General features: G+C 47.7%; 18 protein-coding genes. 17 read left to right on the top strand and 1 reads right to left on the bottom strand.

All coding sequences use genetic code 11. The annotated features are described in order from the left end of the window. Nucleotides 1-3 precede the first annotated feature (3 nt). The 5 genes from OL444_RS22910 to OL444_RS22890 are packed head-to-tail and all read left to right on the top strand — an operon-like array spanning nucleotide 4 to nucleotide 5,486. The gene (locus OL444_RS22910) at nucleotides 4-633 is read left to right on the top strand and encodes an AIM24 family protein (protein WP_264729512.1); all 630 of its coding nucleotides are present in this window, start codon (nucleotides 4-6) and stop codon (nucleotides 631-633) included. Then, nucleotides 633-1,688 (top strand): TerY-C metal binding domain-containing protein, encoded by a 1,056-nt coding sequence (locus OL444_RS22905; protein WP_264729513.1) that lies wholly within the window; start codon nucleotides 633-635, stop codon nucleotides 1,686-1,688. The genes OL444_RS22910 and OL444_RS22905 overlap by 1 nt, the downstream gene beginning before the upstream one ends. A gap of 11 nt (nucleotides 1,689-1,699) precedes the next feature. Beyond that, nucleotides 1,700-3,109: a PP2C family serine/threonine-protein phosphatase gene (locus tag OL444_RS22900; RefSeq protein ID WP_264729514.1), complete on the top strand. Its 1,410-nt coding sequence runs from the start codon at nucleotides 1,700-1,702 to the stop codon at nucleotides 3,107-3,109. A 49-nt stretch (nucleotides 3,110-3,158) separates the two neighbouring features. Further along, the gene (locus tag OL444_RS22895) at nucleotides 3,159-4,667 is read left to right on the top strand and encodes a helix-hairpin-helix domain-containing protein (RefSeq protein ID WP_264729515.1); all 1,509 of its coding nucleotides are present in this window, start codon (nucleotides 3,159-3,161) and stop codon (nucleotides 4,665-4,667) included. 33 nt (nucleotides 4,668-4,700) lie between these two features. Next, nucleotides 4,701-5,486 (top strand): TerC family protein, encoded by a 786-nt coding sequence (locus OL444_RS22890; RefSeq protein ID WP_264729516.1) that lies wholly within the window; start codon nucleotides 4,701-4,703, stop codon nucleotides 5,484-5,486. A 77-nt stretch (nucleotides 5,487-5,563) separates the two neighbouring features. Here the strand turns inward: OL444_RS22890 and OL444_RS22885 are convergent, their stop codons facing one another. After that, a complete protein-coding gene (locus OL444_RS22885; RefSeq protein WP_264729517.1) occupies nucleotides 5,564-6,553 on the bottom strand; it encodes a helix-turn-helix transcriptional regulator in 990 nt (329 codons plus the stop codon). Between the two features lie 70 nt (nucleotides 6,554-6,623). Between OL444_RS22885 and OL444_RS22880 the strand changes: the two genes are divergently transcribed. The 12 genes from OL444_RS22880 (at nucleotide 6,624) to OL444_RS22825 (ending at nucleotide 14,414) form a co-directional block, all read left to right on the top strand. Beyond that, a complete protein-coding gene (locus OL444_RS22880) occupies nucleotides 6,624-6,809 on the top strand; it encodes a hypothetical protein (RefSeq protein WP_264729518.1) in 186 nt (61 codons plus the stop codon). A gap of 163 nt (nucleotides 6,810-6,972) precedes the next feature. Next, nucleotides 6,973-7,350 carry a hypothetical protein gene (locus OL444_RS22875; RefSeq protein WP_264729519.1) on the top strand — a complete coding sequence of 126 codons (378 nt, stop codon included), beginning with the start codon at nucleotides 6,973-6,975 and terminating at the stop codon, nucleotides 7,348-7,350. A gap of 217 nt (nucleotides 7,351-7,567) precedes the next feature. Then, entirely contained in the window at nucleotides 7,568-8,359 is a 792-nt protein-coding gene (locus tag OL444_RS22870; RefSeq protein ID WP_264729520.1) for an MbnP family protein, read from the top strand. 5 nt (nucleotides 8,360-8,364) lie between these two features. After that, complete coding sequence (locus tag OL444_RS22865; protein WP_264729521.1) at nucleotides 8,365-9,405, top strand: cytochrome-c peroxidase; 1,041 nt, start codon at nucleotides 8,365-8,367, stop codon at nucleotides 9,403-9,405. Nucleotides 9,406-9,420: 15 nt separating this feature from the next. Further along, on the top strand, nucleotides 9,421-10,242 hold the full coding sequence (locus tag OL444_RS22860; protein WP_264729522.1) for an MbnP family protein: 822 nt from the start codon (nucleotides 9,421-9,423) through the stop codon (nucleotides 10,240-10,242). An 18-nt stretch (nucleotides 10,243-10,260) separates the two neighbouring features. After that, on the top strand, nucleotides 10,261-11,301 hold the full coding sequence (locus tag OL444_RS22855; protein ID WP_264729523.1) for a cytochrome-c peroxidase: 1,041 nt from the start codon (nucleotides 10,261-10,263) through the stop codon (nucleotides 11,299-11,301). A 26-nt stretch (nucleotides 11,302-11,327) separates the two neighbouring features. Further along, nucleotides 11,328-12,251: a transporter gene (locus OL444_RS22850; protein WP_264729524.1), complete on the top strand. Its 924-nt coding sequence runs from the start codon at nucleotides 11,328-11,330 to the stop codon at nucleotides 12,249-12,251. Between the two features lie 12 nt (nucleotides 12,252-12,263). Continuing rightward, on the top strand, nucleotides 12,264-12,563 hold the full coding sequence (locus OL444_RS22845) for a YHS domain-containing protein (RefSeq protein WP_264729525.1): 300 nt from the start codon (nucleotides 12,264-12,266) through the stop codon (nucleotides 12,561-12,563). 121 nt (nucleotides 12,564-12,684) lie between these two features. Then, the gene (locus tag OL444_RS22840; protein WP_264729526.1) at nucleotides 12,685-13,059 is read left to right on the top strand and encodes a hypothetical protein; all 375 of its coding nucleotides are present in this window, start codon (nucleotides 12,685-12,687) and stop codon (nucleotides 13,057-13,059) included. Between the two features lie 39 nt (nucleotides 13,060-13,098). Beyond that, nucleotides 13,099-13,971, top strand: a complete 873-nt coding sequence (locus OL444_RS22835) for a helix-turn-helix domain-containing protein (protein WP_264729527.1) — start codon at nucleotides 13,099-13,101, stop codon at nucleotides 13,969-13,971. Nucleotides 13,972-14,106: 135 nt separating this feature from the next. Beyond that, on the top strand, nucleotides 14,107-14,241 hold the full coding sequence (locus OL444_RS22830) for a hypothetical protein (protein WP_264752037.1): 135 nt from the start codon (nucleotides 14,107-14,109) through the stop codon (nucleotides 14,239-14,241). A gap of 20 nt (nucleotides 14,242-14,261) precedes the next feature. Next, nucleotides 14,262-14,414 (top strand): hypothetical protein, encoded by a 153-nt coding sequence (locus tag OL444_RS22825; protein WP_264729529.1) that lies wholly within the window; start codon nucleotides 14,262-14,264, stop codon nucleotides 14,412-14,414. Nucleotides 14,415-14,440 lie beyond the last annotated feature (26 nt).

Here is a 14,440-nt window from a genome sequence, read left to right as displayed (position 1 = left end):
AAAATGAACGTTAAACTTATCGGGCATGACTTCAAATGCCTGCAGGTAGAATTAGCCCAACAGGAAAAGTTCTTTTGTGAAAAAGGAGCGCTGATCTATTATGAAGAAGGTATTACCTCCAACATCAATGTATTTGATAAGGGAGTAGCCGGACTGCTCAAAAGAAAGCTGACCGGTGAAAGTATCTTTCAGGTGGAGCTGTGCAACACGAATATCGCACCCAAAAAACTGGTAATCGCAGGCCGTGTAGGCATGTTGCCCGTCAACCTGAAACAAATCTCCGGTGGTATCATCTGCCGCGCAGGTTTCTATGTAGGTTCTTCGGATAAAGTGGATATTGATGTGAAACTCAATATCACTTCTTTAATCGGCGGAACAGGTCTGATTATGCAAAAAATCACCGGTTTCTGTACTGTGTTCCTGGATGTCATTGGTACACCGATCACCCTGAACCTGGAACCGGGACAAACGGTATTTGTGGATGAAAAAAGTTTTATCTGCATGAATGCAGACATGCAGAGCAGGATGTCTTCTCATTTCTCCGGCAATAACCTGCTGGGTGGAGAAGGCCTTACCACGCTGAAAATCACCGGCCCGGGTACCGTATACCTAACTTCTGTAAATTTCAGATAATGAGAAGACTCCCTATTTATTTTTTGATAGATGTCTCCGAATCCATGGTCGGAGAGCCCATACAGCAGGTAGAAGAGGGGCTGTCCCAGATCATTCAGGCATTAAAGGCCGATCCTTATGCCATTGAAACCGTCTGGATTTCGATCATCGTATTTGCCGGCCAGGCCAAAACGCTGGTGCCATTACAGGAAATCATCACCTTCTATCCGCCGCGTTTCCCTATCGGGGGCGGTACTTCGCTGAGTAAAGGATTAGGACACCTGATGTATGAGCTGCGGAAAAATCAGGTAAAAACCACCTACGAGCAAAAAGGCGACTGGAAGCCAATCGTATTTTTGTTCACTGATGGGGTACCTACAGATGATACCAAAGCCGTTATTGCAGAGTGGAAGCAGAGCTGGCAGCGTACCGCCAATATGGTGGCCGTTTCCTTCGGCGACGAAGCCGATGCCGGCGTACTGCGGGAACTGACTGAAAACGTGATGTATTTCCGGAACAGCGATGCAGCTGCCTATAAGCAGTTTTTCAAGTGGGTAACGGATTCTATCAAAACCAGTAGTGAGAGTGTAGAAAAAAATGCCGCCGGTTTTGAACTGGCAAAAATACATCACGGCGATACGCTGTCTAAAATAGATCTGTCTAAACCATTGCCACCAAAGCAATACACCGATAGCAACTATGCGGTACTGGTAGCAAAATGCCAGAACATGCAGCGGCCTTACCTGATGAAGTACCGCCGGTCTGTGAAAGATGCGGAGCTGTACGGTCTGAATCTGAATACCATGTCGTATAAGCTGGTAGGCGCTTTTCAGGTAGATAATGCCTATTATGAATTATCCGATAACAGTGCGGGACCTACCCGTATCAACAGTGATGAGCTGATTGGTAACCCTACCTGCCCCTGCTGCGGCAACCAGATTGCGTTTGCCATGTGCAGCTGCGGTCAGATACATTGTATCGGAGAAGAAAAGGTCAGTACCTGTCCGTGGTGTGGCAACAAAGGTACCTATGGGATCGGGGAAGGCGGATTTGATGTCAACAGAACGCAGGGATAAAAGACCGTAAGATGAGTACAGAGAGAACATATATTGAGAAACTTTTTGCGGTGCGGAATATTCCTCTGGCGAGCAACAGGCAGCAACTGTTTGAGGCGTTTGTAAAGGAGGAAGCGATCATGCAGGCCGCAAAACAAATATTGGAAAATCAACAGCTACTCATGGATACATGGCAGTTTAAAAACAGATTGGCAGATATTCAGCAACAATCCGTCTCCATTCCTAACGCAACGGTAGGTAAGGTGTATGAAGCAAAGCTGGATTTTATAAAGCTGAACTGGAAAGATTTTATTTTTTCAGATATAGCGGGGCTGGAAGCATACGGCCTCACCTATGATAATGAAAAAGAGAGCATCCAGGGTACGCCGGTGAAAAGCGGAGATATAAAGGTGACATTGCAGTTCCGGCTGGCCGGTGAAGCGCCGGATGCGGCGTTGCACGAAAAAATAATCCCGCTGGTCATTAATCCGAATCCGAAATCACTTTGGAAAAATATCGACAGCGATAAAAATGCCCCTTTCTGGAAAGAAGATAATGTGGCCGTAGCCGGCGTATTGGGCGAAAAACAGATTGTAGTCGCTTCCAAAAGAGGGCGTTCGCATGCCAATGTGGGCTCCTTCCGCGACGACGATTTTGCCTTTAAGCACTTCGACGACAGCGGCTGGAGCGTACTGGCCGTATCGGATGGTGCGGGCAGCGCCCGGTTATCGCGCGAAGGCGCCCGTATTGCCTGTACCGGCATTGTGGAGTACTTTGAACAAAATTTTACGGCAGCAGTCAGGGAGAATTTTGATACCCTGGTAGGCGAGCATGCAGCGGGTGCGGGCGCAGATACGCAGAAGAAGCTGGCCCACTTTGTTTATGAGAACCTGGGGAAGGCAGCCTTGTCTGTCCATAAAAAACTGGAAGATTTTGCCACAAAACTGGAAGTACCCGTGAAGGATTTTCATGCAACGCTTATCTTTGCGCTGCTGAAAAAATATCCCTTTGGTTATGCCATCCTCACTTTTGGCGTAGGAGACTGCCCGATAGGCCTGCTAAACAAGGATCTTACGGAAATTACCCTGATGAACTGGCTGGATGTAGGCGAATTTGGCGGTGGTACCCGTTTTATTACCATGCCGGAAATCTTTAAAAGTGATAAATTCGCTACCCGCTTCGGTTTCAGGCTGGTACCTGATTTTGCTTACCTGATGTTAATGACAGATGGTATTTATGATCCGAAGTTCGTGGTGGAAGCCAACCTGGAAAAGATAACTGCCTGGCAGGAACTGCTGGCAGACCTGGGTGGTAAAAACGACGACCAGGTGACCGTGGAGCTGAACAGCGGCAAACCGGAAGTGGCGGCGCAGTTATCGGCCTGGATGGATTTCTGGAGTCCGGGTAACCACGACGACCGCACACTCATGATTGTGAGCTAAACACCGGATGGCGCTGGAAAAGGAATATTAATGAGGTAATGATCGCTTTATGAATACAAAAACGGTAAATTCTGTCATCAACGCAGGGAAATCCTACCAATACGTGGATAATGGAGAACCTATGCGGGGAGGGATGAAAGATGTATATTTCAGCCCGGATAAATCCTATGTGGTGGCTTTCTACCGCGATGTACAGGACTTTAATTCGAGAGAAAGGTTAAGAAAAATCGTTACAGATTATTATAACAGCTTTTTTAACCGGGAAGGCGGCAACTATTACAAGGATTTGTATTGCTGGCCAACCGACATGGTGGAAGCAGATAAGAAAGTAGGCCTGATTGTACCTTGCTACAACCAGAATTTCTTTTTTAAGAAAGGTTATGCGGCCAATGATCTGATCAGAGGAAAAGAGAAAGAAGGGAAGTGGTTTGCTTCTCCTAAATTCCGGAATAAACAGTTTGCCCTGCGCCTCGATGAAACGGAGCTGGGTAACTGGCTCAGTTATTTTCAGGTATGCGTGAACATTGCCCGGGGCGTAAAACGCCTGCATGCGGCCGGACTGGCGCATTCTGACCTGTCGTACAAAAACGTATTGGTAGACCCGGTGAGCCGGTCGGCTACCATTATCGATATCGATGGCCTGGTAGTACCGGGCTTATTTCCGCCTGATGTAATCGGTACGGCCGATTTCATTGCGCCGGAAGTACTGGCCACCAAACACCTGGATATCAAAGATGCCAGCAGGAAGCTGCCCAGCCGCTTAACCGACCTGCATGCCCTGGCGGTGATGATTTACATGTACCTGTTGTACCGCCATCCGCTGAAAGGCGGCAAGGTACACGACCTGGACACAGAGAAAGATGACCTGCTGTCTATGGGCGAAAGAGCGCTGTTTGTAGAACATCCGCAGGATGCCTCCAACAGGCCGAAACTGAATCAGGTAAATCCGAAGGAATTGCCGTGGGCAGACGTTACCAAAATACCGTATACGATAACAGGGCCTTACCTGAAAGAACTGTTTCAGCAGGCTTTTATCACCGGTTTACATCAGCCCGCCCAGCGGCCACCGGCAGAAATGTGGGAGCAGGCATTGCTGAAAACCACAGACCTGATGCAGCCTTGCAGCAATGCCGCCTGCGAACAGAAATGGTATGTGTTCGACAATACCAACACGCCTAAATGTCCTTTCTGTGGTACGCCGCATAAAGGCACATTGCCCGTGCTGGACCTCTATTACGAGTTTAAGCCAACCGTATGGAAGCCGGAAAATCACCGGCTTATGGTGTATAACAACCAATACCTGTTCCAGTGGCATGTCAACAGAAATACCATCCGTAATGAAAAAATTACGGCAGCACAAAAAATACCGGTCGGCTATTTCACCTTCCATCAAAACAAATGGGTACTGGTGAATCAAAAGCTGACTTCCCTGAAAGACCTGACGGAAGACAAGGAAATACCTATCGGTACCATGGTAGAACTGACGGATGGAAAAAAATTATTACTGTCACGCGAAGAAGGAGGAAGGGTCGTGATTATTACAATGGCCAACAAGTAGAAACAAACCTATATATAAAAACAGCCAAGAAAAATGAATGAGTTAATTCAACAAATTATCGACAACCCTATACCATCGGCAATTGTCGTAGGAAATCTGGTGATCATTGAAAGTCTTTTATCGGTAGATAATGCAGCGGTATTAGCTACTATGGTAATGGATCTGCCGGAAAAGCAACGTGACCGCGCTTTGAAATGGGGTATCTTCGGCGCTTATTTATTCCGGGGTCTGGCTATGCTGTTCGCTTCCTTCCTGATTAAGATCTGGTGGCTTAAACCCGTTGGTGGTTTGTACCTGTTGTACCTGGTGTTCAGCTGGTGGAAAGAAAAACGTGCGGCCGGCCAGGAAGAAAAAGAAGAGGAGTCTATCGACAAAGGCAAGAACTGGCTATATAAGGCTACCGTTGGTGCTATCGGACCTTTCTGGGCTACCGTGGCGTTGGTGGAGCTAATGGATATGGCATTTTCGATCGATAATATTTTCGCGGCTGTGGCATTTACAGATAATATTCTGCTGGTTTGTTTGGGCGTATTTATTGGTATCCTCGCCATGCGTTTTGTGGCGCAGGCTTTTGTGAAACTGATGACCCGCTATACTTTCCTGGAAACGGCTGCCTTTGTGGTGATCGGTATCCTGGGGCTGAAACTGAGCCTGTCTATTTATGAACACTTCTTCCCGGAATCTCCGCTGACCCATTTCCTGGAAAGTTCTCAGGCAGATGTACTCACGTCTATTTTAACAGTAGCCATCTTCGTCGTACCTATTGTCACTTCTGTACTTTTCAACTACCCGAAGAAAAGTATAGCCGCTGAGAAATAAGGCGATATAAATATTGTACTACGCATTTTCCGGCAGCTGATCATCGCTGCAGGGAAATGCGTAGCTGTTTACAGGCATTATCTGTTTTGTTTCAGTTTGCCGGGCGCTAATCCGAATTTTCGTTTAAAGGCGGCAGTGAAGTGGGAATGATGTTTGTATCCTGTGAAATCCGCTACCTCATTGATATTTTTCCCCTCCAGGATCATTCTGTGTGCCTGTTCCATTTTTATCTCCTGCAGATACCCGAATACGGTGGTACCAAATATTTCCTTAAATCCTTTTTTCAGCGTAAACTCATTGGTGCCGATCAGCTGCGCCAGATCCAGCAGCGAACAGGGGGCATGGGGGCGCGACGCGATGATGTCCCGGGCCTGATATATTTTATCGATGTCTGTTTTTTTCAGGGAGCAGAAAGCACGGCAGTCGTGGCTGGTAAACTGCTCCAGTTGCAACAGGAGTAATTCCAATACTTTCCCTTCTATCAGCAGCTGTTTAAAAATACCGGTACGGGGACAGTGAATGATGGATTTGATCACCATCAGCATCTGGGGCGTAATCACCAGATTATGATTACATAACAGCGCAGGAATAGCCTGATCGATCTTTTTTCCGAAAGCATGGAGGAGGCCGGGACCATTAGCGATATGCCGGTGGAAAAATGCCGGCGCCATATTTACTTCAAACAGTTCCAGCGGCTGTTGTTGTCCCCATTCCACCCGGCCTTTGAAGGAAGGGCCGTATACAATATTATGTTGATGATGTTGGAATGCCAGCGGGTGCTGCAGGTGCCGGTCAGTTGTCAGACTGCTGCCAGACAGGTTAAAGTGCATTTCTACGGTGGCATGGTCTGCTTCATAATGCAACAACAGGTTGTCTGCAAGATGGGCCTGGCCATAACCGATGGTTATGTTATCCAGGTATATACGCTGATAGCTGCCACTACCCAACGCACTGGCAGAACGAATGGTTTCTTCCCGCACATTTTCATCTGTGGTGAGCTGATAGTCGGCAGACTTGCTTTCGTATAGTATTTCTTCAAACTCATGTGCATATATTTTTAGTGCCATTGGTTTGTTTTTTTGTAAGGTGAAAACAGGGAAAGTAGCTGCAGTTACCTTTTACAACATACCCGTTTTTATGTTGATGATATATAACGGTGACCACTATACGATTTGTGTTTGTGTAGTAGTGATGCAGCTGGATAGTTCCAATGATAAAAATGTCTTTCGTTGCGGTACCGGCGCCATAAATGATCATACGCCACTGATAGGGCACCGGACAAGCGGCTTCGCAAGGGTAGAAGCCCGATGCTGCCTGGAGTGAAAATACTGTTTTTGTCAGATATGTTTCGCTATCGGGAGATGAATACCTGTTATTTTTTCTTCCTATGTATGAATCTTGATTTTCGTAAACTTATTCGTAATAGTTGTTGTTGAAGTAACCTTTAATCAATAACTTTGCAGCACTTTTAACAATCTGATAAAGAATGCGGAAACAACTGATAACGGTAATGTTCATGCTGATCTGGGTTTGCCAGCTCTCAGGCCGTTATGTTGTGATGCTCGACTACTACCTGAATCAGAGCTACATTGCAAAAAATCTGTGTATCAACCGCGATAAACCACAGCTGCATTGTAATGGTAAATGTCACCTGAAAAAACAATTAAAAGAAGAGGACCGCAGAAGCCAGGAAAACCCTGAGCGGAAAGCGGATAATAAGGTGGAAATTTTTTGTCCGCCTGCAGACGACCTGTTGCCGGTTCCTCCTTTGGCCGCAACCCTTCACCATCCTTTATCTCCGGATGCCATGGGCATGCCTGTAGATCAACCTTCCGGGCTGTTTCGTCCGCCGATAGCCAGCTAATCTCCTGCCATTATTTTTCATGATGTATTGACCATTTCGTTACCGCATTGCTACGCCGTAGTAATCGGGTAATCAGGTATGCTATTTTCTTTTGTATGCACCCTAACAGGGTGTCATACAAAACAGATGCACTGTGTCTGTACCTGCCTGTCCTGCTTTGCAGGGGAGATGGCTTGCTATTGCCCATATATTCCGGTTGGAATCCTAAACAATATTTATGAAATTTATTTTGACACTATCCGCCATGGCTTTGTTATGCGCGGCCTGCAGCAAAAATGATACAACAACGCCAGCTACCGGTAATACCAAAGGACAAACAACGCTCACCTTTGATGCCCGGGTAGGCAATGAAGACTTTGCCCTGAACAAGGAATTTACCATCAACGATACCAAATACAGCTTTAGCCAGTTGCGCTACTGGGTGAGTAACATCGCCCTGGTAAATGAGCAGGGTACCACCTGGAAAGTACCATCCGCCTATTTCCTGCTGGAAGAAAATGCGGCCATTTCCATTCAGGACGGAAAGTATACCTATCCGGCCCGTAAACGCGAGACGGTGGAACTACGGGATGTACCAGCCGGTACCTACCGCCGGGTCATTTTTTCTATTGGCGTGGATGCTACCTATAATGATAACCTGAGCCTGCAGGCGGGTGAGTTATCGCAGCTCAACGGCATGACCAACATCTCCTGGATGTGGCATACCAGCTACCTGTTCTCTTCCCTGAAAGGCAGCATCCTGTCTGGTGCAGCGCCGGTAGCATTATCCGTAGAAACAGGTCTCAATACCAATTACAGAACGTTGCAAACAGACCTGCCGGCGCCACTGGTGGTGAATGAGCAACAATCAGGTAGCATTACCTTCCAGGTAGATGTCGCAAAAATCATCGCTGGCGTAGACCTGATGAAAACACCGCGTATCGGCGCCGCACAGCCGGCAGAAATGAAACAGGTGGCTGATAACTACGGTACCAAGGCTATTCAACTGATGCCAGTCAATACGAAGTAATCCGGATGCGTAAAAAGGTATGCTATATAGCGCTGTTGCTGCCGTTATGGCTGGCTTGCAGGCGGGAGGCGGAGGAAGTTATTCCTGCGGCGATCCTGTCGGTGCCTGCCGGTTTCCCGGCGTTGCCGGCAACACCGGATAATCCACTTAGTCCTGATGGTATTGCATTGGGACGGCAGCTGTTCTATGATACCCGCTTATCGGGCAACAACCAGCTCTCCTGCGCTACCTGCCACCGGCCGGAGCTGGCCTTTTCAGACGGCGAAGCCCTCAGCAGGGCAGGTGTTTCGGGCAAACGGTTATCCCGGCATGCACCCACGTTGATGAACCTGGCCTGGGCGGTTAATGGCCTCTTCTGGGATGGCGGCGCCACCAACCTGGAATCCCAGGCATTTGGCCCGCTCACGCATCCCGATGAAATGGGGCAGGACCTGGAAACGCTGGTGCAGGAGTTAAAGGCGGTGCCTGCCTATGTATCGCTGTTCAACAAGGTGTTTCAGCGCGATATCCGGGCGACAGATGTGGTAAAGGCGCTGGCACAGTTCCAGCGTACCCTGATCTCCGGCAACAGCCGCTATGATCAATATCTCCGTGGTACAGCTACACTCAACGTACAGGAACAGCAGGGATTACAGCTGGTGGCCCGCCACTGCAACCGTTGCCACGCAGGCGCCTTATTTACGGATCAGCAATACCATAACAACGGGTTAGACCGGGATTTTACCAATACCGCCGAAGAAGGCCTGTTCCAGGGCCGCTACCGCGTTACCTACGCAGCAGCGGATCTGGGGAAGTACCGGACACCCACCCTGCGTAATCTCGTGTATACGGCCCCGTATATGCACGATGGCCGTTTACCGGACCTGACAGCCGTACTGGATCATTATAGTGACGGTATACAGCCCGGCATCACCACAGATGCGCAGCTATCGGGAGGGTTACACCTGGATAAACAGGAAAAAGCGGCCATCCTCGCTTTCCTGCATACGCTAACAGACGAACAATTTATTACCCGCCGGGAATTGGGTGCACCCATTCCCTGGTAAAACCAAAAAAGTAATATGATGCAACTGATAAAAAAAATCGGACTACTGGCCACAGGTATTGCATGTACCCTGGCATCCTGTAAAAAAGATGACGTGAAACCAGCAGCAGACAGCGGGCAGAAAGCCACCTTGTCCATACAGTTCGACAATATCGCCGGCGCTAAAAATCTGCAGCTCAATACAGGTACCTATACCAACGCGGTTGGTGAAACATTCAGCGTAGGCCTGTTGAAATATTATGTCAGCAATATCCGCGTGACCAATGCTGCCGGTCAGACCTATACGGTACCACAGGAAGAAAGTTATTTCCTGGTATCAGAAGCGGATGGTGCTTCCCAGTTTGTGAAAGTACAGGTACCGGAAGGGGAGTATACCGGATTGAGTTTTGTACTGGGGGTAGATAGCCTGCGCAGCACCATGGATATCAGCAAACGTACCGGCGTACTGGATCCTTCCAGCGGCATGGATGACGGCATGTACTGGGGTTGGAACAGCGGCTACATTTTCTTTAAAATGGAAGGTACGGCAGCAGCTGCACCGGTAGATCCCAGCGGTCAGCGGAAATTCCGTTATCACATCGGCGGCTTCGGTGGCTATGCTGCTGCTACCATCAACAATATCAAAACCATCCATATTGATCTCAACGCCGGCGGTATACCGAAAGTACGGCAGGGAAGAGCGGCCAATGTACACCTGATGGTGGATATCCTGAAAATGTTCAACGGAGGTACCAACGTCAGCATCAAAAACAACCCTACTGTTATGTTCAGTGATTTCAGTGTCAATGTGGCCAACAACTACGCGAGCATGTTTTCACATGATCATACAGAGAACTAATCCTAAAATATAACAGTTATGGGTAAACGACATTGGATAGCGATAGTAGGAATGATCATCACTTTATATGCCTGCAGTAAGGGCGGCGAGCTGGTAGCGGCATTTGTAGGCTTCCGGCAGCCGGCCAACTTTCCGGCGCCGGTATATAAACTGGATGCCAACCAGATTACACAGGCAGGTTTTGAACTGGGACGTAAACTGTTTTATGAACCCCGGCTATCACGCAACAACACCATTTCCTGCGGGGATTGCCATATACAAACCTCCGCTTTCACCCATCACGGGCACGATGTCAGTCATGGTATCGACGACCGCTTAGGCAGCCGGAATGCGCCACCTATGATGAACCTGGCGTGGCAGCCTTCCTATATGCTGGATGGTGGGGTATTCGACCTGGACCTGCAGCCGATAGCCCCCATTACCAACCCGGTAGAGATGGATGAAAAGCTGGATAATGTATTAAACAAACTGCGGGCACACCCGCAATATCCGGCATTGTTTAAGAAGGCTTTTGGTACGGAGGAAATCACCACGGCACGTATGATGAAAGCGATGTCGCAGTTTATGGTGATGCTGGTGAGTGCCGATGCCAAATACGACCAGGTGGTGCGCGGGGAAGGCGCTACGTTTACTGCCGATGAAAAAGCAGGTTATGCGATTTATCAGCAAAAATGCAGTGCGTGCCATACAGAACCCATGTTCAGTGATTATTCTTTCCGGAATAATGGGATCGGTATTGGCCCCAACAATGATGAAGGCAGATATCCGATTACCCTGAATCCGGCAGATAAATACAAGTTCAAGGTGCCCAGCCTGAGAAATCTGCAATACACGGCGCCCTACATGCATGACGGCCGCTTTTATACCCTGGATGGCGTATTGGACCATTATGCATCAGAAGTACAGGATATGCCTACCCTGGATCCATTGCTGAAAAAGAATGGTAAACGGGGCATTGACCTCACGGCTACGGATAAACGATTATTACTGGCATTTCTCAATACCCTGAACGATAAAAAATTCATTACCGACAAACGGTTTTCCGAACAGGCACAATAACATTTCAACATCATTAAAAAAGAAAGATGAAAAAAGTACTTCTGATAATATTGCTGGTGATCACCGGTATCTATGAAACCCGCGCCTGCGATATCTGTGGCTGCGGTGTAGGTAGCTATTACATCGGCATTTTACCCGATTTTAAGAAAAGGTTTGTGGGCTTACGGTACCAGTACAAAACCCTGCGTACTCACCTGGGACCTGGTGGAAAGACTTCTTACATGACCACCGACGAAACCTACCAGACGGCTGAATTATGGGGCGGATGGAATATCGGTAAACGTTTCCGGGTACTGGCATTTGTACCGGTGAATTTCAATGCCCGCAGCAACCAGGGTATCAACAGCAGCAAAAGCGGGTTGGGAGATATCGCTGTTGTCGGTTATTACCAGTTACTGGATAAACAACAGACCGTGGGCAGCAAACTGCTGGTACAATCGCTGTGGATAGGTGGTGGCATCAAGGCGCCTACGGGCCGTTATGAAGCTACGGAAAAGAAAGAGGGAGAGGAGAGCCCGAACAGCTTCCAGCTGGGTACCGGCAGCACCGACTTTACGCTGAATGCCATGTACGATGTACGGTTGATGGATTTCGGCATCAATGCCAACGTGAGCTATAAAATGAATACCAACAACCAGTACGAATATCAGTATGGTAATAAATTTACCGCCAATGTGCTGGCTTATTACAAGTTTCGTATTACCGATAACGTTACCATTGCGCCAAACGCGGGTATGTTATATGAAACAGCACAGAAGGATACAGAAAACAAACGGTTTTCCGTGGACGTATCAGGCGGTTATTCCCTGCTGGCGACTACCGGCGTGGAAATGACCTGGAAGAATATGTCCATAGGCGGCAATTTTCAGCCGGTCGTATCGCAGCAACTGGCAGATATGCGGGTGAAAGCGGGCAACCGGGCGATGGTACATGTCACTTATTTATTTTAAACAATAACCTGTATGAAAAGAATAGCTATTTTGATGATCGGCATAGCATTGGCCGCCGCTTGTAATAACCAGCCGAAGACCGTTGAAAAAGAAGCCGAAGGCCATGCGATGCATCACGAAGAAGCAGAGCGGGCTACCATAGACACGGCCCTGGTAGCTAATAAAAAAGATCCTGTTTGCCGGATGCCGGTGCGCCTGGGGATCTATGATACGGCGCGTTATCAGCAGAAAGTACTGGGATTTTGTTCTACTGCCTGCAAGGATTCTTTTTTGCTCCGGCCGGAAAATTATGAGCTGGTCTGGAAGCAATAGCAAAACGAATCAGAAAATAGTCGCTTATTTACCGGACAAGGATAGATAATCTGCAAATAGCCCCTATCTTTGTTCATCAGTTAACAGTTGCAACAACACCGTTTAATCAGTAACGATAGTATTGAAACGTCTCGTATCCATATGGTTATTATGTATAGTTTTTATACAGTCCACCAGTAATTGTTGGATCGTAGCGTCGTTTTATCTGAGCCGGCAATACATTGCCCGGACGCTTTGTCTGGACCGGTTTCAACTGGAGCCGGATTGTGGCGGCGACTGTTACCTGGAAATAAAGATTACGGAAAACCAGCACAAACAGGAGTCTTCCACTGATTTGAAAATACGGGAAAGTATTCCTTTCTTCTCCCCGCAGTTAACCGTTTTTGCCGCTGGAGAACCAGTAGCAGCACCCACGGTTTATGCTATTTATATCCCTCCTTATCACCCGCTGCGGTATAGTCCCGGCATCTTTAAGCCTCCTGCCTTCACAGCGTAAATAGCTGGTATTCGTGTGTGAATCATCTTAAACGCTTACATGAGGAACAAAACAGGAGACATCACTGTCTTCCCTGTCAGCATGTTTGGCGCTGCCTATGATCTTTTCTGGACAGGGCGGCTGGAGCGTATATTGGAAAAATATGCGTGGCTGGAGCAACCACACAAACAATCTTTCTATTCCATCCTGTTTATAGAACAGGCACAGGGAACAGCCATGATTGATCAGGCAGTGGTGCGCCTGGACCAGCCGAAGATCATATGTGTACGACCCGACAATGTATTCCGACTGGATATTAACAGGGAAGCAACCGGCAGTATCGTCTGCTTTGCCGCAGATTTTTTTTCGTTACGGTATAACAACAATGTACTGTACCAGTTCTCGTTTCTGCAAAAGGAGATGGGCTGTTACATCCGTCCGGACCCGCCACAGGCGGCCCGGTGGAAAGTACTCACCACTTTCATGCAAAAAGAATTTGAGGGCCAGCAAAAAGGCGCCGATAAGGTGTTGCGCTCCTACCTCAACATCCTGCTGTGTGAGTTGGACCGTAAGTTCAATACTGCCGGTATACCGGGAAAAAAAGATAATAAAGCAGAGAAGGTAAGACAGTTTGAAGTATTGCTGGAGGTCCATTATCTGACATATAAAGCGCCGTCTTTTTATGCGAAGCAACTGCATCTGACCACCAATTACCTGAACCGGCTATGCCGTCATTACAGGATGGTGTCGAGCGGAGAGCTGATCCGGAAACGGGTAGCCATTGAAGCCCAGCGGCTATTGCAGTATACCGTGCAGTCAGTGGCGGAAATTGCCGACCAGCTGGGGTTCGAGAGTACTTCCTACTTTATTACTTTCTTCAAAAAAAATACCGGTACTACACCGGAAGGATTCAGAAAAAAAATAAATCATTAAACAAGTATGTCCTGGTATTCATCTTTAAATAAAATCGTTATCCGGTTAAAACTCATCAACGGAAAGATTAAACCGGTAAAGGATAAATATAATTTCATCAAACCCGTCAACTATAATTAATAAATATTTATGCAGATGGAAACAAATGAAGTACTGATCAGGCATGCCGGGCGTTTCTCCCGCGTGCGGATGCTCATCAAGCTCATCATCGGATTGATCCTGCTGCTCATCGTTTGTATGCAGTATCAAAACGTACTTTCTTTTTTATAATGCATTAAAACAATAAAAGTATGGAACCTACGAATTCAACACTGCCGGAGGTTACAGGCAGTATGATGCAGAAAGATAAAAAACATATCAGTAATATCGTCTGGATCGTTAACCGGGTGGCGCTCGTCATCTTGTTGTGCTGCCTGATATTGCTGCTGGTTCGATTTATATAGTCCCTGAAATACGGGTGTCCGGAGGG

Source organism: Chitinophaga nivalis (assembly GCF_025989125.1).
Classification (GTDB): domain Bacteria; phylum Bacteroidota; class Bacteroidia; order Chitinophagales; family Chitinophagaceae; genus Chitinophaga; species Chitinophaga nivalis.
The sequence above is the reverse complement of the archived record's forward strand: the minus strand, read 5'-3'. Positions and strand labels throughout refer to the sequence as shown.